Below are 19,158 nucleotides of genomic sequence, written 5' to 3'. Positions count from 1 at the left end.
GGCGCCAGCGGGTCTGAGGGTCGCGGCATTCTACTGGAATTGAGGAGCGCTATGGATATCACTGAGCTGCTGGCCTTCAGCGCCAAACAAGGTGCATCCGACCTGCACCTGTCGGCCGGCCTGCCACCGATGATTCGCGTCGATGGCGATGTGCGGCGCATCAATCTGCCGGCACTGGACGCCAAGCAGGTCCATGAGTTGATCTACGATGTCATGAACGATGTCCAGCGGGTGGAGTTTGAAAAGCACCTGGAGGCCGATTTTTCCTTTGAAGTGCCTGGTGTGGCACGTTTTCGCGTCAATGTGTTCAATCAGAACCGCGGTGCTGGCGCGGTGTTTCGGACCATCCCGTCCAGAGTGCTGAGCATGGAAGACCTGGGGATGGGGGAAGTGTTTCGCAAGATTACAGAATCCTCCCGTGGCCTGGTGCTGGTGACCGGCCCGACCGGGTCCGGCAAGTCCACCACCCTGGCGGCGATGATCGATTACCTGAACAACCATCGCCACCATCACATTCTTACTGTCGAAGACCCGATCGAGTTCGTTCACGAATCGCGCAAATGCCTGATCAACCAGCGCGAGGTCCATCGCGATACCCGCAGTTTCGCCACGGCCCTGCGCTCGGCGCTGCGGGAAGACCCGGACGTGATTCTGGTGGGGGAGATGCGCGACCTGGAGACCATCCGTCTCGCGCTGACGGCTGCCGAGACCGGTCACCTGGTGTTTGGCACACTGCACACCACGTCGGCGGCAAAAACCATCGACAGGATCGTGGATGTGTTTCCGGGGGATGAGAAGTCGATGGTGCGTTCGATGCTGTCCGAGTCACTGCTGGCGGTGATTTCCCAGGCCCTGGTGAAAAAGATCGGTGGCGGGCGGATAGCGGCCCACGAAATCATGCTGGGCACCTCGGCGATTCGTAACCTGATCCGCGAAGACAAGGTGGCGCAGATGTACTCGTCGATTCAGACCGGGGGATCGATCGGGATGCAGACACTGGATATGTGTTTGAAGGATCTGGTGAACAAGGGCTTGATCAGCCGGGAGCATGCGCGGGAGAAGGCGCGGTCGCCGGATAGTTTTTGAGGGGATTTGTGGCGCTTTCAAGGGCCTCTTCGCGGGCAAGTCGAATCGTCGCACCGCCGCTCCCACAAGGACTGCATCGATCCTGTGGGAGCGGCGGTGCGACGATTCGACTTGCCCGCGAAGGGGTCATCATGATCGAAGCGTGTTCTGGATCAGAACACGATACTTCAGATCAGCGCTGAACAACCTGTATGGTGTTCTGCTCTTTCGGCAGAACCCGCTTGGCAACCACGTAGTGTTTTTCCCAATACGGTTTGTTCAGGGTGTCGATGCTGACCGATTTGCCACGGCGCGGTGCGTGGATGAAACGGTCGTTGCCCAGGTAGATGGCAACATGATTGACCCTGCGGCTCTTGATGTTGAAGAAAATCAGGTCGCCAGGCTTCAGATCCTTGCGATCGACTTTCTCTCCATGACCGCTGGCCATGGCATTCGACGTGCGCGGCAGGTCAAAAGTGGCGTCGTTGAACGCGTATTTCACCAGGCCACTGCAATCGAAACCCTTGCTTGGGCTGCTGCCGCCCCAACGGTACGGAGTGCCGAGCACGTTGACCGCGCGGCTCAACACATTGCTGCTTTCCTTGCTCGCCATTGGCGGAACCAGGCTGCTTTTGTTCTTGCTGGTCTTGCTGACGTTCAGGTAAGGGGACCGTGGTCCGGCTTTCTTGTACTTGCTCGAAGGAACAGATACATGGGATTTAGTGGTGTAACCATTAACGTTTGGAAGACGTTGCTCACGGTTGGTGGCGTGGGCGGCCAGGGGCAATAATAGGCAAATGGTTAGCCATGTCTTGAAAAATGGACGCATTAGGCAGGGCTCATATGGGTGAACGCGCAACTTTATAACAGCTTTTTGGTCTTTTTTAAGTCCGTTGGTCGATTCCGCAGGGTCGAAGCGGAACCAAATAAGCAAAAAGTTGACGCGGTTTTTTGCAAGAATCCTTTTGCGAACAAGGCTTTGGCGCAAAATGACATGGCCGGATGCCATGCGTCGGCCGCCTGTAAAAAAGTCACAAAGTTTTAAAGAATATTTATCTATCGTGTGAATCGAGGTCCTCCATGAACACCTATCGACACCCCGTTCCGCATCAGGACACTCACAGCAAAGTGGTCGGTTACCTCCTGTGGATTTTCGGCTTCACCGGGGCTCACCGCTTCTATTACGGCAAGCCGGTGACCGGGACGATCTGGTTCTTCACCTTGGGTTTGTTGGGTATCGGCTGGCTGATCGATCTGTTTTTGATCCCGGCCATGGACCGTGAAGCGGACCTGCGATTTACCGCCGGGCCTATCGAGTACAACGTCGCCTGGATTCTGCTGACGTTTCTTGGGGTGTTCGGCGTACACCGGATGTATCAGGGCAAGTGGATCAGCGGGTTGTTGTACCTGTTGACGGGCGGGTTGTTCTTTCTGGGGGTATTGTATGACTTCTGGACGCTGAATGACCAGGTGTCGATTCGCAATGCCCAGAACAGAGGCGCCTTCCAGTAAGTCTTCGTCGGAACGCCGCCCGGAGCAAGCCCTCTCCCCCAGGTTTATTGGTTGACCGCAGATTTGCGGTCAACTCAAACCCTGTGGGAGCGGGCTTGCTCGCGAATGCAGGCGACGCGGTTTTAAGCCTGGTGACTGATACGCCCATCCACCAGGGTATAGCGCACCACACCCGGCAAACTGTGCCCCATGAACGGGCAATTTTCACCCTTGGACAGCCAGGTTTCACCGGCCACGGTCGAAGCCGCCGGGTCGAACAGCACGATATCCGCCGCACCACCCACCGCCAACTTGCCCGCCGGCAGGCGCAAGGCCTCGGCAGGTCCGGCGCTGAGGCGCGCCAATAACGTTGGCAAATCCAGCAAACCATCTTCCACCAACGTCATCGCCAGTGGCAGCAACAGCTCAACGCTGCTGATGCCCGGCTCGGTGGCGCCGAATGGCGCGAGCTTCGCATCCCGCTCATGTGGCTGATGATGGCTGGAAATAGCCGAGATCACGCCCGTCTTCACCGCTTCACGCAGGCCATCGCGGTCGGTGCGGGTGCGCAACGGCGGCTGGACGTGATAGAGGCTGCTGAAGTCGATCAGGGCTTCGTCGGTCAGGATCAGCTGGTACAGCGCGACGTCGGCCGTTACGGGCAAGCCGCGTTTCTGGGCCTCTGCGATCAGGGCGACGCCGCGGGCGCTGGTGAGCTGGCTGAAGTGTGCGCGCACGCCGCTTTGCTCGACCAGCAACAGGTCCCGGGCCAGAGCCACGGTCTCGGCGGTTTCCGGAATGCCGGGCAAACCGAGAAAGCTGGCGGTCGGGCCTTCATGGGCCAGGCCGCCTTCGGCCAAGTCATGGTCCTGGGAGTTGAAAATCACCGTCAGGTCGAACGTCGCAGCGTATTCCAGCGCCCGGCACAAGGTGCGGGTATTGCGGAAACTCTCCAGGCCGTTGCCGAATGCCACGCAGCCGGCATCGCGCAACGCCACGAGCTCTGCCAGCTGTTCACCGTCCAGGCCTTTGCTCAGGGCGCCAATCGGAAACACCTTGGTGTTGCCGGCCTCGCGGGCGCGATCGAGGATCAGTTCGGCCACGGCCGAGGTGTCCAGCACCGGTTTGGTCTTCGGTGGGCAGCACAGGCTGGTCACGCCGCCGGCTGCGGCGGCGCGGGTTTCACTGATGATCGAACCTTTGCGGCTGTAGCCCGGTTCGCGCAGGGCGACGTTAAGGTCAACCAGGCCAGGCGCGGCCACCAGGCCTTGGGCGTCGATGGTGTCGACGGCGACAAAGCCCGCTGGTGCGGCGCCAAGGGCGACGATCTTGCAGGCTTCGACGTGGATATCAGTCACTTGATCCAGGCCGCTGCTTGGATCGATAACGCGGGCGCCGAGAATGCTGAGCTTCACTGGGCGTTCTCCTGCTCGAATTGACGTTGCGCAGTCTGCCCGCTCATGGCCATGGACAGCACGGCCATACGAATGGCGATGCCATAGGTCACTTGGTTGAGGATTACCGAGTGCGGGCCGTCCGCCACGGCGGACTCGATCTCCACCCCACGATTGATCGGCCCCGGGTGCATGACGATGGCATCCGGTTTGGCGCCGGCCAGGCGGGCGGTGGTCAGGCCGAACAGGCGGTAGAATTCGCCTTCGCTCGGCAGCAGGCCGCCGGTCATGCGCTCGCGTTGCAGGCGCAGCATGATCACCACGTCGACGTCTTTCAGCCCTTCGGTCATGTCGGTGTAGACCTTCACCCCGTATTGCTCGACGCCGATCGGCAGCAGGGTTTTCGGTGCGATCACGCGGATGTCCGGGCAGCCGAGGGTTTTCAGGGCCAGCATATTCGAGCGCGCCACCCGCGAGTGCAGGATATCGCCGACGATGGCCACCGAAAGGTTTTCAAAACCGCCCTTGTGTCGACGAATCGTGAGCATGTCGAGCATGCCCTGGGTCGGGTGGGCATGCCGACCGTCGCCACCATTGATGATCGCCACTTGCGGGCAGACGTGCTCGGCAATGAAGTGGGCTGCGCCGGAGTCGCCGTGACGCACGACGAACATGTCGGCGGCCATGGCTTCCAGGTTGCGCAGGGTATCGAGCAGGGTTTCCCCCTTGCTCGCCGACGATGTCGACACGTTCAGGGTGATGACGTCGGCCGACAGCCGCTGTGCCGCCAGTTCGAAGGTGGTGCGGGTGCGGGTGGAGTTCTCGAAGAACACGTTGCACACGGTCTTGCCACGCAGCAGCGGGACTTTCTTGACCGCCCGGGCACCGACTTCGAGGAACGAGTCCGCGGTGTCGAGGATTTCCGTCAGCAACTCTCGGCGCAGACCGTCGAGCGAGAGGAAGTGGCGCAGCTGGCCCTGATCATTGAGCTGCAGCGGGCGCTTGGTTTCTAGAGGCGTCATCGCGAGGGGGACTCTCAATAGGGCAAATTAAAAGGCGAGGTCTTGCAGTTCGAGCTTGAGTTCCGGACCGGACAGCTTCACCCGCTCGTGGGCGGCCAGCGACAGGGTCGCGCCCACCACATCCGGGCGAATCGGCAACTCGCCAGCGTCCAGATCCAGCAGGCAGACCAAGGTCACGCTCGCCGGGCGGCCGTAGTCGAAAAGTTCGTTCAGGGCGGCGCGGATGGTTCGGCCACTCATCAGCACGTCGTCGATCAGCACCAGATGCTGGCCTTCGATCTCGAACGGCAGGGCAGACGGGCGCACTTGCGGGTGCAGGCCGTTCTGGCTGAAGTCGTCCCGGTAGAAGGAAACGTCCAGCGTGCCCAAGGGTGAATCGCTGCCCAGTTCATCGAGCAGCGCCTGGGCGACCCAGATGCCGCCGGTGCGAATGCCGATGTAACGCGGTTCGACGATGCCACGGTGTTCCAGATGGTCCTTGAGGCGTATCGCCATCTGGCTGATCAGTTCGCCGGGATTAGGCAGGCTCATGGTTTGCTCCTTCTTCGGCCCGAACCCGGCTTTTGGGATAGCGCTTGGTCGGGCTCGGGTTGTAGCTAAAAGAGACGCGCAGCGGCTCATCAGGATGTGTTGCAGTCAGGATTCGAACAGCGCGGTGTTTTCGTCGAGCCAGCCTTGCAGCAACAGGGCGGCCGCGATGGCGTCGACAGGGTTGTCGCGGTAACTGCCCTTTTGCCCGCCGCGATCACGCCGCTCCCCCTTGGCTTCGAAGGTGGTCAGGCGTTCGTCGTGGGTATAGAAGGGCAGGTTGTAGCGGCCGTTCAGGCGCCGGGCGAATTTTTCCGCGCGCAGGCACATGTCGCTCGGCGTGCCGTCCATGTTCAATGGCAGCCCGACTACGACGGCATCGGGTTTCCACTCCTTGATCAGCGCTTCGACCTGGTTCCAGTCGGGGATGCCGTTCTGTGCCTTCAGTGTGCACAGCTCGCGGGCCTGGCCGGTAATCACCTGGCCGACCGCGACGCCGATCTGTTTGGTGCCATAGTCAAAACCCAGAATCAACCGCAGGGCCATCAGGCGTGCCCCGCCTGGCTGGTCAGCAGGCTGAGATTGACGCCCAGATGTTTGGCCGCCGCTTCCAGGCGCAATTCACTGCTGGTATTGAACAGGATGTCGGCGTCGAACGGGCAGGTCAGCCAGGCATTGGCGGCCAGTTCGGCTTCCAGTTGCCCGGCTTCCCAACCGGCGTAGCCCAGGGTGATCACGCTTTTCGCGGGACCGACGCCGTCGGCGATGGCGAACAGCACGTCCTGGGAGGTCGACAGAGACAGCTCGCCTTCCAGATCAACGGTCGCCTGAAAGGTTTTTCCCGACGGATGCAGGACAAAGCCGCGATCGGTCTGCACCGGCCCGCCGATAAAGATCGGCACATGCTGGCAGAGGGCCGGGGGCTCGATGTCGGGGCGCAGTTGCTCGAGGATATCGGCCAGGTTGAGGTCTTGCGGACGGTTGACCACCAGCCCCATGGCACCATTGGCCGTGTGCTCGACGATGTAGGTCAAGGTGTGCGCAAAGTTCGGGTCGGCCATGTGAGGCATGGCGATCAGGAAGTGATGCTTGAGGTAACTGGGGCTGACGTTCTTCATGAGCGCTAGTGTGGCGTTGGAGGGGCGAACTGACAAGCCGGGGATGCACAGGAAATACCGTAAATCTGTAGGAGCAGCCGGTCGACGCTCGATTGCTCGCGATGGTCGTCAACGATAACGCTGAACGCCTGACACCCCGCGGTGTTCTCAGGACCATCGTGAGCAAGCTCGCTCCTACAGGGGTTCTGCGCTGGTCAGTTGCTGGAGAGCCTGTCGCCGCGGGCAAACTTCCAGGTGCGGATGATTTCCAGCCGGTCGATGTCCGACAAGTCCCCGGTAAACGGCGAGAACGGCGCTGCAAGCCGCACGATGCGTTGCGCTGCCTGGTCCAGCAACGGTTGCCCGGAAGACTCAAGCACCAGCACTTCATACAGCGAGCCGTCGCGGTTGATCGAGACCATCAGGCGCAAATTGCCGTAAATCTGTTTGCGGCGGGCCTCGTCCGGGTAGTTGAGGTTGCCGATGCGCTCGACCTTTTTGCGCCATTCGTCCTTGTACCAGGCGCCCTTGTCGCGCATGGTCGAGGCGGCGCTCAGGCGGTGGATGCGCGGGCGCTTGGCGTACAGCTGTTGTTCGTTGGCCAGTTCTTCTTCGAGGCTGGCGATGTCGCTGGACAGCTGTTCACTGTCGAACGTCGGCGCCGCCACCTTGGGTTTGGTGTCGGTCTTGGGTTCTGCGGTTTTCGCCGGGGCTTTTTTCGGCTTCGGCGCGACGGTCGTCACGGCTGCCTTGGGCGGGGCTTTGCGCACTTCAGGCTTGGCCGCTGGCGGTGGGGTGACTTTCTGCACCTTGTTGTCCTGGAACGGCGCGACTTCGGTGGTCTTGGGAATCGCCTTTTTATCCAGGGTGCCGCTGCCTTGCTGGTTTTCCTGGGCAAGGAAATCGGCTTTTTCCGGCTTTTTTTCGCTTTTGAAGGTGGCGAGGGTGATTTCCAGGGTTTTGCTGATCTGCTTGGGTTCGACCATCGTAAAGCCGACACCCAGGAGCAAGGCCAGGTGAATCAGCGCTGCAAGGAACAGGGTAAAACCGAGGCGATCGGCCGGGCGCACACCACGATGGGCGAGTTCAGCGGGCAGATCGGACGGAAGCGTCATGACAAAAAAACCAACATCGCGTTTTTACGGGCACGGCATGATAACGCAATGTTGGTTTGTAGCTTCAAGCGACGAGCTTCGAGCGACAAACTGTAGACCGCTTGCTTCAAACTTGCGGCTTGAGGCTTGCAGCTTGCAGCTTCTTCGCAATGGCATCCATCAGCAGGCCACCGATGTCGGTGCCGAACGCGTTATCAATCTCGCGAATGCAGGTCGGGCTGGTGACGTTGATTTCCGTCAGGTGCTCGCCGATCACATCCAGGCCGACGAACAGCAGGCCTTTTTCGCGCAGGGTCGGGCCGACTTGCGCGGCGATCCAGCGATCTTTTTCGGTCAGCGGACGCGCTTCGCCACGCCCACCGGCGGCCAGGTTGCCCCGGGTTTCGCCCGCCGCCGGGATTCGCGCCAGGCAGTAATCCACCGGTTCGCCGTCAATCATCAGGATGCGCTTGTCGCCATCGACGATGGCCGGCAGGTAACCCTGGATCATGATCTGCTGGTTGCCATGCAGGGTCAGGGTTTCGAGGATCACCGACAGGTTCGGGTGGCCGGCGGTGTGACGGAAGATCGACGAACCGCCCATGCCGTCCAGCGGCTTGAGGATCACATCGCCGTGGTGATCGGCGAACTCACGCAATACGTCCGGGCGACGACTGACGATGGTCGGCGGCGTGCACTGCGGGAACAGCGTGGCGAACAGTTTTTCGTTGCAGTCGCGCAAGCTCTGCGGTTTGTTGACCACCAGGACGCCAGCGCGCTCGGCCTGCTCAAGCAGGTACGTGGAGTAGACGAACTCCATGTCGAACGGCGGGTCCTTGCGCATCAGGATCACGTCCAGATCGCTCAGCAGCGAATCCTGCTCGGCGTCCAGTTCGAACCATTTTTCCGGGTTGGCGAAGACTTTCAGCGGGCGCATCCGCGCCCGCGCTTCGCCTTCGGCCTGGTACAAATCCCGCTGTTCCATATAGAACAGTTCCCAGCCGCGCTTCTGCGCAGCCAACAGCATGGCCAGCGAGCTATCCTTCTTGTAGGAGATGCTGGCAATGGGATCCATGACAATCCCGACGCGAACGCTCATGGGTGTTTCCTCGAAGATTTGGGGGGCTATGCCGATCCTCTTGTAGGAGCGAGCGGTGCGGCGATCCGACTTGCCCGCGAAGAACGATGACGCGGTGTGCCTGCAAAACCGTGCCGCCTGCTTCGCGGGCAAGCCTCGCTCCTACAAAGATCAATCCACAGGACCGTATAAAAGTGGCGTCAGAGTGGCGCCGAGTGGGTTCCGGGTCAAGGAAAAACCGCCGCGCCAGTCGCCCGATAGATTGGATTTGGAGACTGTGCTAAAAAGGCTGCCATATCGTGCTGGGCCTTGAGCATCAAGGGTTTGAAGCCTGCGGTTGGCGCAAATGGACAATTTGATTCGCAAAGGCGACGGTAGAGCATTTATGGAACAGCATTCCAGCGCCTTGAAGGTCATGGTGATCGACGATTCGAAGACGATTCGCCGCACCGCCGAAACGCTGTTGAAAAACGCCGGTTGTGAGGTCATCACGGCCATCGATGGTTTTGATGCCCTGGCCAAGATTGCCGACAATCACCCCGGCATCATCTTCGTCGACATCATGATGCCGCGTCTGGATGGTTATCAGACCTGCGCCTTGATCAAGAACAACAGCGCGTTCAAGTCCACACCCGTCATCATGCTGTCGTCCAAGGACGGGCTGTTCGACAAGGCCAAGGGGCGCATCGTCGGCTCCGACCAGTTTTTGACCAAACCTTTCAGCAAGGAAGAACTGCTGAACGCGATCCAGGCCCATGTACCGGGCTTCGCCGCCGTTTTGCCGCAGTAAGACACCACAGTGACGCTCGGCCAGCGGGCCCGGTGTCGACAAGAATGGGGAAGACCATGGCACGTATTCTGATCGTCGATGATTCGCCGACCGAAATGTACAAACTGACCGGCATGCTGGAAAAGCACGGTCATGAAGTGTTGAAAGCCGAAAACGGCGCCGACGGCGTGGCCCTGGCCCGCCAGGAAAAACCCGACGCGGTGCTGATGGATATCGTCATGCCCGGCCTCAACGGTTTTCAGGCAACCCGTCAGCTGACCAAAGACCCGGAAACCGGACACATTCCAGTGATCATCATCACCACCAAGGATCAGGAAACCGACAAAGTCTGGGGCACGCGCCAGGGGGCCAAGGATTACCTGACCAAGCCGGTCGACGAAGACACCCTGATCAAGACCCTGAACAACGTGCTGGCCGGTTGATAGTCCGGCCATGACCGAGTCGCTGACCGCCTTCGAGCTGCTGCTGCAGATCGATCGGCGTTGTCGTCTGCTGGCGGCGGATCTGCCGTCCCAGCCGTTCCGACAGGACAGCTGGAGCGGTATCGGTTTTCGCCTGGGCGAGCGCTGGTACGTCGCGCCCATGGGCGAAGTCAGCGAAGTGTTGCACGAGCCGCGGTGCACTCAGCTGCCGGGCGTGAAGCCCTGGGTCAAGGGCGTCGCCAACTTGCGCGGACGATTGCTGCCGATCATGGATTTGTGTGGCTTCTTCGGTCATGAACTGTCGCCTCTGCGCAAGCAGCGGCGGGTGCTGGTGGTCGAGCATGGCGATATGTTCGCCGGGTTGCTGGTCGATGAGGTCTTCGGCTTGCAACACTTCGCCCAGGACAGCCTGGAGCCAGTGGACAATGAGCACGGGCCTGTTTCGGCGTTCGTCACCGGCCAATTCCAACGCGAGCAGAGCTGGCAGGTGTTCAGCCCGTTTGCGTTGGTGCAGTCGCAAAGTTTCCTGAACGTCGCCGTTTGACCCCTGTAGGAGCGAGCTTGCTCGCGATGGTCGTCAACGATAACGCTGCAAGCCTGACACCCCGCGGTGTTCTCAGGTTCATCGCGAGCAGGCTCGCTCCCACAAGGGATCTTCGGTGGGTTCTAAAGGTGGTTAAAGGCGAGAACCGATGACAAAAGCAAAAACAGCCAAGCCCGAAGCGTCGCGCAGCCGCTCGCAGATCATCGCGTTGTTCATCGCGCTGATCGTCTTCATTATGCTGCTGTTCGCCCACTTTGCTTACCTCAATACCCAGGCCACGTACGACAAGCAGTACATCGGCCACGCCGGCGAGCTGCGCGTGCTGTCCCAGCGCATTGCCAAGAATGCCACTGAAGCGGCGGCGGGCAAGGCGGCGGCGTTCAAGCTGCTCAGCGACGCGCGCAATGATTTTGCCCGGCGTTGGGGCTATTTGAAGAATGGCGACCCTTCCACCGGCCTGCCGCCGGCGCCATCCACCGTGCGCCCGGAAATGCGCGCCGTGCAGCTGGATTGGGAGCGCCTGCTGAAAAACACCGACACGATCCTCGCAAGCGAACAGACCGTGCTATCCCTGCATCAGGTCGCCGCCACCCTGGCCGAAACCGTGCCGCAGCTGCAGGTCGAATACGAAAAGGTGGTCGAAATCCTCCTGCTACGCGGTGCGCCGGCCGCTCAGGTGGCGATGGCCCAGCGGCAGACCCTGCTGGCTGAACGTATCCTCGGCGCGGTGAACACCGTGCTCTCCGGAGACGAAAACTCGCAACAGGCCGCCGACGCGTTCGGTCGCGACGCCGCGCGATTCGGCCAGGTGCTGACCGGCATGCTTCACGGCAACCCCGCGCTGAAGGTGAGCCAGGTAGAAGACCGCGATGCCCGCGCCCGGTTGATCGAGATTTCCGAGCTATTCCAGTTCGTCTCCGGTTCAGTGGACGAAATCCTCGAAACCTCGCCAGAGCTGTTCAAGGTCCGGGAGTCGGCCAGCAACATTTTTACCTTGTCGCAAACCCTGCTCGACGAAGCCTCGCTCCTGGCCACCGGGTTCGAAAACCTCGCCGGCGGGCGCAACACCGACACCATTGGCGGCTATGTACTGGGCCTGGCGGCACTGATGTCGATCATCCTCATCGGGCTGGTGATGGTGCGCGAAACCAATCGTCAGCTGCGCGAGACTGCCGAGAAGAACGAGCGCAATCAGACCGCCATCATGCGGCTACTGGATGAAATCGAAGACCTGGCCGACGGCGACCTGACCGTGACCGCTACGGTGACCGAAGACTTTACCGGGACCATCGCAGACTCGATCAACTACTCGGTCGATCAATTGCGGGACCTGGTGGCGACGATCAACCTCACGGCCGGCCAGGTTGCCGCCGCCGTGCAGGAAACCCAGGCCACCGCCATGCGCCTGGCTCAGGCCTCGGAGCATCAGGCCCAGCAGATTGCCGAAGCGTCCACGGCGATTAATGACATGGCCGAGTCCATCGACCAGGTCTCTGCCAACGCGGCCGAATCCTCGGCGGTGGCCGAGCGTTCGGTGGAGATCGCCAACAAGGGCAACGAGGTGGTGCACAACACCATCCACGGCATGGACAACATTCGCGAACAGATCCAGGACACCGCTAAGCGCATCAAGCGACTAGGTGAGTCTTCCCAGGAAATCGGCGATATAGTCAGCCTGATCGATGACATTGCCGACCAGACCAACATCCTCGCCCTGAATGCGGCGATCCAGGCGTCCATGGCGGGTGACGCCGGGCGCGGTTTTGCAGTGGTGGCTGATGAAGTGCAACGATTGGCCGAGCGTTCGTCCGCCGCGACCCGCCAGATCGAAACCCTGGTGCGAGCGATCCAGGCGGACACTAACGAAGCCGTGATTTCCATGGAACAGACCACCACCGAAGTGGTGCGTGGCGCGCGTCTGGCGCAGGATGCCGGCGTGGCCCTGGAAGAAATCGAAGGGGTGTCGAAGACCCTTGCGGCGCTGATCCAGAGTATTTCCAACGCGGCGCAGCAACAGACCTCTTCGGCCGGGCAGATTTCCCTGACGATGAACGTGATCCAGCAGATCACCACGCAGACGTCGTCCGGCTCCACGGCCACCGCCGAAAGCATCGGCAACCTGGCGAAAATGGCCAGTCAGTTGCGGCGTTCGGTATCCGGTTTCACCTTGCCGGCCACCAGGACGCAGCCTGCTGATAAAGTGTGAAGGGCCCTGGGGCATTTGATTCCTGATTGGGGTGCAAAGTGGAGTGGTTATGGGTGATCGGCACGACTATGTGGCCCTCGAGTGGGTCAAGGGCGAGATTGCCGAAACGTTGAAAGTGGCGCATCAGGCGATCGTGACCTTGCTGGATGATCCGCAGGCGACGCACGCCCTGAGCGAATGCCTGGCCTGCATCCATCAGGTTCATGGCAGCTTGCGGATGGTCGAGTTCTACGGCGCGGCGCTGTTCGCCGAAGAAATGGAGCAATTGACCAGTGCCCTGTTGCATAACCGCGTCGGCCATCGCGATGAGGCGATCCATCTGTTGCTGCAGGCCCTCGGGCAACTGCCGATCTACCTCGACCGGGTGCAGGGCGCCCGTCGGGACCTGCCGCTGGTGATGTTGCCGCTGATCAACGATCTGCGTGGCGCCCGAGGCGAAAGCCTGTTATCGGAAACCAGTCTGTTCCTTGCGCAATTGCCGGACCTGCCGCCATTGGATGAAGAGGCTCTGGCCTTGCTGGAACCGGCGGATTTACCTGATGTGCTACGCAAGCTGCGGCAGATGTTGCAGATGGCCCTGACCGGATTGCTGCGCGAGCAGGATGACGAGACTGTTCTCGGGTATCTGACCAAGGTGTTTTCGCGTCTGGAAGGGCTGTGTGGCGCTGCGCCCCTGGGGCCGTTGTGGCAAGTCGCTTCGGCGCTGGTCGAAGGCATGCGCGCCGGGGTGATTGCCAACAGCCCGGCCTTGCGTAGCCTGTTCAAGGAGACCGACCTGGAGCTCAAACGCCTGCTTGAACAAGGCATGCCCGGCATCAATCAGCCGGCACCGCCGGCGTTGCTCAAGCGTTTGCTGTTTTACATTGCCAAGACCGAACATCCCACCGGGCAGATGCTGACCATGAAAGATCGCTACGGACTGGACGATGCGCTGCCTGACAGTGCAATGGTCGAAGAAGAACGGGCACGGCTGGCCGGCCCCGACCGCGACGCCATGCGCTCGGTGTTGGCGGCGTTGTGCGAAGAACTGGTGCGGGTCAAGGAGCGCCTCGACCTGTTTGTGCGCAGCGACCGCCAGCACACCTCGGACCTCGACAGCTTGCTGGCGCCGCTGCGGCAAATCGCCGACACCCTGGCGGTGCTTGGTTTCGGCCAGCCACGCAAGGTCATCATCGATCAGTTGGCGGTGGTGCTGAGCCTTGCCCAAGGCCAGCGTGAGCCCAATGACGCGATCCTGATGGACGTCGCCGGCGCCTTGCTCTACGTCGAAGCGACCCTGGCCGGCATGGTCGGCACCGTCGAGCCGCAAAGCCAGGAAGAAAGCCGCCTGCCGACCACCGATTTGACGCAGATCCACCAGATCGTGATCAAGGAAGCGCGCATTTGCCTGCAACAGGCCAAGGACATGATCGTCGACTACATCGACGCCGATTGGGATCGCCAGCACCTGCAGGCATTGCCAGCCTTGCTGACCCAGGTTCGCGGCGCGCTGGCGATGATTCGATTGAGCCGCGCGGCGAGCCTGATCGAAACCTGCAACCAGTTTATCCACGAGCATTTGTTGCTGGATCCGGGTCACCCTGGATGGCAGGATCTCGACAGCCTGGCTGACGTCATGACCAGCATCGATTACTACCTGGAGCGCCTTGGCGACGACCCGGAGGCGCCGGGCGAACACCTGCTCGACGTCGCGCAAAAAAGCCTGGCCTCCCTCGGCTTTTTCCCCAGCGAGCAACAGGTGCCGGTGCTCGAAGAGGTGCTCAGCCCGACGCAGGCACGGCTCATGCGCGATCATCAGGAACTGGACGATCCTGCCATCCTGCAGACCCTGGCCGATGTGCTGGCCAGTCCCGTATCTGCCGTCAACCCGCCTGCCTTGACCACCCCCGGCAGCCTGTTGCCGCCGCCGGTCGGCGAAGAGCGGGTGGATGAAGAGCGGCGGGAAGTGTTCCTCGACGAAACCGCCGAGGTCCTGGAGCAGCGCCATCGCAACGATTTCGATCAGTTGGCCGCGCCTGCCCAAGCACCGGTCAAGGGCGATGAACCACCGGCGGATGAGATCACGCAGGAGGTTGCGGCCCTTGATCCGGTGTTGCTGGAGATTTTCCGCAACGAAGCGCAAACCCATTTGGGCAGCCTCAACCGCTTTCTCGATCGGGCCGCCGAGCAGCTGCCGCTGCAGGCCAGCGATGAGTTGCAGCGGGCCTTGCACACCCTCAAGGGTAGTGCCTCGATGGCCGGCGTTTTGCCGATTGCCGAGCTGGCGGCGCCGCTGGATCAACTGACCAGGGAGTACAAGGCACACCTGCTCGCGCTGGATCTGGATGAAATCGAGCTGTTGCGGGAGGCTGAAGGATTGTTCCGTCTCGGGCTGCGGCAACTCAAGCGCAATCCATTGGCCGGGATTGCCGGAGCCTCCTCATTGATCGAGCGCACCCAGGCGTTGCTGGCCGAGCGTCTGCAAAGCCTGTCGAGCGCACCCAATACCAGGCTGCGCATCAAGCGTGATCCGCAATTGATCAACAACTTTCTCGCCCAGGGCATGGACATTCTGCTGGACGCCGAAAGCCTGTTGCGGCGTTGGCAGCAACATCCCGGCGAGCGCCAGGAACTCAGCGCACTGCTGGACGAATTGACCACCCTGGGGGAAGGCGCGCACCTGGCCGATCTGCACCCGGTGGATGAACTCTGCGAAGCCTTGCTCGACCTCTACGGTGCGGTGGAGGAAAGCAGCCTGGCGGTCAGTGAGCGGTTTTTTCACGAGGCACAAAGTGCCCACGAAGCGCTGATCAACATGCTCGACGAGCTGGCCGCGGGCCAGGAAGTCAGCCCGCAGCCAGAGCGGATCCAGGCCTTGCGCGGCTTGCTCGATGAGAGCCTCGATCCCTCGGCCATGGGCCTGATCCGTAGCGACGGCAGCCGGACCCTGAGCATTCGCGAGCTCGGCAGCGTCACGGCTGAACTGGCACAGACCCCTGTAGGAGCTGGAAAGCCAGCTCCTACAGGGGATCGTGGCGTTAACGATGACGCGTTTTTAATGGATAAACGCGGCGACTGTGAGTCCTTCGCTGGCAAGCCAGCTCCTACAGGGGATCGTGGCGTTAACGATGACGCGTTTTTAATGGACAAACGCGGCGACTGTGAGCCTTTCGCTGGCAAGCCAGCTCCTACAGGGGATCGTGGCGTTAACGATGACGCGTTTTTAGTGGATAAACGCGGTGCCTTTGAGACCTTCGCTGGCAAGCCAGCTCCTACAGGGGGTCGCGGAGTCGAGCTGGACGATGAGATCGTCGCCATCTTCCTCGAAGAAGCGGTGGACATCCTCGAAAGCGCCGGCCAGGCCCTGCAGCGCTGGCTGGGCGACCCGGACAACGCCGCGCCGCTGTTGTCCCTGCAGCGAGACCTGCACACCCTAAAGGGCGGTGCGCGAATGGCCGAAGTCGAGCCCGTCGGAGACCTGGCCCACGAGCTGGAAAACCTTTACCAAGGCCTGGTCGATCGCCGTTTCAGTCATGGCGACGTGTTGGCGCAACTGCTGCAACACAGCCATGACCGGCTCGCAGCGATGCTTGAACAATTACAAAACCAGCAGCCATTGGCCGATCCGGGCGAACTGATCGACCTCATACGCCAATTCCGTCAGGACAATGTCAGTACCCTCGAGCGGGTCGAGCCCGAGCCGGCGAATGATTCGGCCGCCCATGACCCCGAGCTGCAGGACATCTTCCTCGAGGAAGGTTTCGACATCATTGAAAACTCTGGCGCGGCATTGGCGCGCTGGCAAGCCGAACCGACCCATCATCAGGAAGTGGAAACCCTGTTGCGCGACCTGCACACCCTCAAGGGTGGCGCGCGGATGGTGGAGATCGTCCCGATCGGCGACCTCGCCCATGAGCTGGAATTTCTCTACGAAGGCCTGTCCACTGGCGTGCTGCAACCCACCCCCGCCTTGTTCGCGCTGCTGCAGAGCAGCCATGACCGCCTGGCGCAAATGCTCGACGCAACTCGCGCCGGGACCCCGTTGCCCGCGGCCGATCAACTGATCGACGCGATCAGGAATTTCAGCCACCCAGCCGTGCCTGAAGCGTCGGTTGCAGCACTCGCAACGCCCAAGCCCGAGCCCGTCGCGCTGCCGCCAGAGGCCGGCGCCGACATGGTCAAGGTCTCGGCGGAACTGCTCGACGACCTGGTCAACCTGGCCGGCGAAACGTCGATCTTCCGGGGCCGGATCGAGCAACAGGTCAACGATGCGCGCGTGGCCTTGAGCGAGATGGAAACCACGATCGAGCGCATGCGCGACCAGTTGCGCCGCCTCGATACCGAAACCCAGGGGCGGATTCTCAGCCGTCAGCAGGTCGACGCCGAACGCCTGGGCTACGAAGAATTCGATCCGCTGGAAATGGACCGTCATTCGCAGTTGCAGCAACTGTCGCGTGCGCTGTTCGAATCCGCCTCCGACCTGCTCGACCTCAAGGAAACGCTCGACCGGCGCAATCAGGACGCGGACAACCTGCTGCAACAGCAGGGCCGCATCAACACCGAACTGCAGGAAGGCCTGATGCGTACGCGCATGGTGCCGTTCGAGCGCATGCTGCCGCGCTTGAAACGCATCGTCCGTCAAGTCTCCAGCGAACTGGGCAAAGACGTGGAGTTCGTCGTCGGCAACCCTGAAGGCGAGATGGACCGCAACGTGCTCGAACGCATGGCGCCGCCGCTGGAGCACATGCTGCGCAATGCCGTGGACCACGGTCTGGAGTCCGCCGAGGTGCGTATCGCGGCGGGTAAACCGGCTCAGGGACGGGTCACCCTCGACCTGTCGCGAGAGGGCGGCGACATCATTTTCGACATCCGCGACGACGGTGCCGGTGTGCCGCTGGACGCGGTCCGGCGCAAGGCGATCAAGCGCGGCCTGCTGGCGCCGGACAGCGACATCAGCGACCGCGACGTGCTGCAATTCATCCTGCAGCCGGGGTTCTCCACCGCAGAGAAAATCACCCAGATTTCCGGGCGGGGCGTCGGCATGGACGTGGTTCACGAAGAAGTCCGGCAACTTGGCGGCACGATGAGCATCGACTCCGTGCCGGGGCAGGGCGTGCACTTTCGCATTCGCTTGCCGTTCACCGTATCGGTCAACCGGGCGCTGATGGTGCAGTGCGGGGAGGATCAATATGCGATCCCGCTGAATACCATCGACGGTATCGTGCGCGTGTTGCCCAACGAACTGGAAGGGCATTACCGGCTCGATCCGCCGACCTACAAATACGCCGGGCAACACTACGAGCTGCGCTACCTCGGTGAATTGCTCAAGACCACCAGCCGGCCGAAGCTGCTGGGCCAGAGCCTGCCGCTGCCGGTGTTGCTGGTGCAGTGCAACGAGCGACACATTGCCGTGCAGGTCGATGCCATGGCCGGCACTCGCGAGATCGTGGTAAAGAGTCTCGGTCCGCAGTTCGCAGCGGTACAGGGTTTGTCCGGGGCAACGATCCTGGGGGATGGCCGGGTGGTGCTGATTGTCGATCTGCTGGCACCGATCCGCGCCATGCAGGCGCGTGTGCCGCCACGACCACTGGCTCAGGACACGGAACCCGAACCGCACAAGCCGTTGCTGGTGCTGGTGGTCGACGATTCGGTCACTGTGCGCAAGGTCACCAGCCGTTTGCTCGAACGCCACGGCATGAACGTGCTGACCGCCAAGGACGGCGTCGACGCCATGCTGTTGCTCGAAGAACACCAGCCGGACCTGATGCTGCTGGACATCGAAATGCCGCGCATGGACGGCTTCGAAGTTGCGACCCGGGTGCGCGCGGACGAACGCTTGCAGCACCTGCCGATCATCATGATCACCTCGCGCACCGGCCAGAAACACCGCGACCGCGCCATGGCCATCGGCGTCAACGACTACCTCGGCAAGCCGTACCAGGAATCGGTACTGCTCGAAAGCATCGCCCTGTGGAGCAAGACCCATGCTTGAGCACCGCACCAGCAACCTCACCGGACTGCTGTTGCCCCTGGCCGACCGTCACCTGATCTTGCCCAACGTCGCCGTTGCGGAGCTGATCGACTACCAGCCGGGGACCTTGGATCTTGATACGCCGCCCTGGTATCTCGGGCGGGTCGCGTGGCGTAACCGGCAGATTCCATTGCTCAGTTTCGAGTCGGCGTGTGGCAACAAGATCGTCATTGGTGAGCGGGCGCGGATTGTCATCCTCAATGCCCTTGGCGGGCGGCCGGAGTTGAAGTTCATTGCGCTGCTGGTGCAGGGGATTCCGCGCTCGTACAAGCTCGACAGTCAATTGAGCTATGTGGATGTGCCGTTGTGTTCCCTGGAACAGGCGGCGGTGCAGGTGGGGGATCAGGTGGCGAAGGTGCCGGATTTGTTGGCGCTGGAGGCGTTGTTGGTGAGTGCCGGGCTCATATGACCGGACGC

Annotated in this window: 16 protein-coding genes; 8 read left to right on the top strand and 8 right to left on the bottom strand. The window is 61.4% G+C overall.

All coding sequences use genetic code 11. The annotated features are described in order from the left end of the window. The first annotated feature begins 51 nt into the window (after positions 1 to 51). Positions 52 to 1,086, top strand: a complete 1,035-nt coding sequence (locus PMA3_RS28470; protein WP_064680253.1) for a type IV pilus twitching motility protein PilT — start codon at positions 52 to 54, stop codon at positions 1,084 to 1,086. Positions 1,087 to 1,258: 172 nt separating this feature from the next. Here the strand turns inward: PMA3_RS28470 and PMA3_RS28465 are convergent, their stop codons facing one another. Then, positions 1,259 to 1,894 carry a C40 family peptidase gene (locus tag PMA3_RS28465; RefSeq protein ID WP_064680252.1) on the bottom strand — a complete coding sequence of 212 codons (636 nt, stop codon included), beginning with the start codon at positions 1,892 to 1,894 and terminating at the stop codon, positions 1,259 to 1,261. A gap of 251 nt (positions 1,895 to 2,145) precedes the next feature. Here PMA3_RS28465 and PMA3_RS28460 point away from each other — a divergent pair, with 251 nt between their 5' ends. Continuing rightward, entirely contained in the window at positions 2,146 to 2,577 is a 432-nt protein-coding gene (locus PMA3_RS28460; RefSeq protein WP_064680251.1) for an NINE protein, read from the top strand. Positions 2,578 to 2,699: 122 nt separating this feature from the next. Here PMA3_RS28460 and PMA3_RS28455 read toward each other — a convergent pair whose 3' ends face one another. The 7 genes from PMA3_RS28455 to gshB form a co-directional block, all read right to left on the bottom strand. Then, on the bottom strand, positions 2,700 to 3,971 hold the full coding sequence (locus PMA3_RS28455) for a dihydroorotase (protein WP_064680250.1): 1,272 nt from the start codon (positions 3,969 to 3,971) through the stop codon (positions 2,700 to 2,702). Beyond that, on the bottom strand, positions 3,968 to 4,972 hold the full coding sequence (locus PMA3_RS28450; RefSeq protein ID WP_064680249.1) for an aspartate carbamoyltransferase catalytic subunit: 1,005 nt from the start codon (positions 4,970 to 4,972) through the stop codon (positions 3,968 to 3,970). The genes PMA3_RS28455 and PMA3_RS28450 overlap by 4 nt, the downstream gene beginning before the upstream one ends. Before the next feature lie 27 nt (positions 4,973 to 4,999). Next, positions 5,000 to 5,503 (bottom strand): bifunctional pyr operon transcriptional regulator/uracil phosphoribosyltransferase PyrR, encoded by a 504-nt coding sequence (pyrR, locus tag PMA3_RS28445; protein ID WP_064680248.1) that lies wholly within the window; start codon positions 5,501 to 5,503, stop codon positions 5,000 to 5,002. A 105-nt stretch (positions 5,504 to 5,608) separates the two neighbouring features. Then, positions 5,609 to 6,046, bottom strand: coding sequence for a Holliday junction resolvase RuvX (gene ruvX / locus PMA3_RS28440; RefSeq protein WP_005792259.1), 438 nt, complete (start codon positions 6,044 to 6,046; stop codon positions 5,609 to 5,611). Continuing rightward, positions 6,046 to 6,618, bottom strand: coding sequence for a YqgE/AlgH family protein (locus tag PMA3_RS28435; RefSeq protein ID WP_064680247.1), 573 nt, complete (start codon positions 6,616 to 6,618; stop codon positions 6,046 to 6,048). The genes ruvX and PMA3_RS28435 overlap by 1 nt, the downstream gene beginning before the upstream one ends. A 194-nt stretch (positions 6,619 to 6,812) precedes the next feature. Continuing rightward, positions 6,813 to 7,712, bottom strand: a complete 900-nt coding sequence (locus PMA3_RS28430) for an energy transducer TonB (RefSeq protein ID WP_064680246.1) — start codon at positions 7,710 to 7,712, stop codon at positions 6,813 to 6,815. Between the two features lie 106 nt (positions 7,713 to 7,818). Next, complete coding sequence (gene gshB, locus PMA3_RS28425; RefSeq protein WP_064680245.1) at positions 7,819 to 8,790, bottom strand: glutathione synthase; 972 nt, start codon at positions 8,788 to 8,790, stop codon at positions 7,819 to 7,821. 364 nt (positions 8,791 to 9,154) lie between these two features. Here gshB and pilG point away from each other — a divergent pair, with 364 nt between their 5' ends. The 6 genes from pilG (at position 9,155) to PMA3_RS28390 (ending at position 19,150) form a co-directional block, all read left to right on the top strand. Further along, positions 9,155 to 9,559: a twitching motility response regulator PilG gene (pilG, locus tag PMA3_RS28420; protein ID WP_064680823.1), complete on the top strand. Its 405-nt coding sequence runs from the start codon at positions 9,155 to 9,157 to the stop codon at positions 9,557 to 9,559. Between the two features lie 56 nt (positions 9,560 to 9,615). After that, positions 9,616 to 9,981, top strand: coding sequence for a twitching motility response regulator PilH (pilH, locus tag PMA3_RS28415; RefSeq protein WP_007897961.1), 366 nt, complete (start codon positions 9,616 to 9,618; stop codon positions 9,979 to 9,981). 10 nt (positions 9,982 to 9,991) lie between these two features. Continuing rightward, positions 9,992 to 10,525: a chemotaxis protein CheW gene (locus PMA3_RS28410; protein ID WP_064680244.1), complete on the top strand. Its 534-nt coding sequence runs from the start codon at positions 9,992 to 9,994 to the stop codon at positions 10,523 to 10,525. A gap of 148 nt (positions 10,526 to 10,673) precedes the next feature. Further along, positions 10,674 to 12,731: a methyl-accepting chemotaxis protein gene (locus PMA3_RS28405; protein WP_064680243.1), complete on the top strand. Its 2,058-nt coding sequence runs from the start codon at positions 10,674 to 10,676 to the stop codon at positions 12,729 to 12,731. A 49-nt stretch (positions 12,732 to 12,780) separates the two neighbouring features. Continuing rightward, positions 12,781 to 18,702: an Hpt domain-containing protein gene (locus tag PMA3_RS33365; protein WP_237140677.1), complete on the top strand. Its 5,922-nt coding sequence runs from the start codon at positions 12,781 to 12,783 to the stop codon at positions 18,700 to 18,702. Further along, entirely contained in the window at positions 18,695 to 19,150 is a 456-nt protein-coding gene (locus PMA3_RS28390) for a chemotaxis protein CheW (RefSeq protein ID WP_064680242.1), read from the top strand. Before PMA3_RS33365 ends, PMA3_RS28390 begins: the two co-directional genes overlap by 8 nt. Positions 19,151 to 19,158 lie beyond the last annotated feature (8 nt).

The sequence above is a fragment of the Pseudomonas silesiensis genome, from assembly GCF_001661075.1.
Classification (GTDB): domain Bacteria; phylum Pseudomonadota; class Gammaproteobacteria; order Pseudomonadales; family Pseudomonadaceae; genus Aquipseudomonas; species Aquipseudomonas silesiensis.
This window is presented reverse-complemented; position numbering and strand designations above follow the sequence as displayed.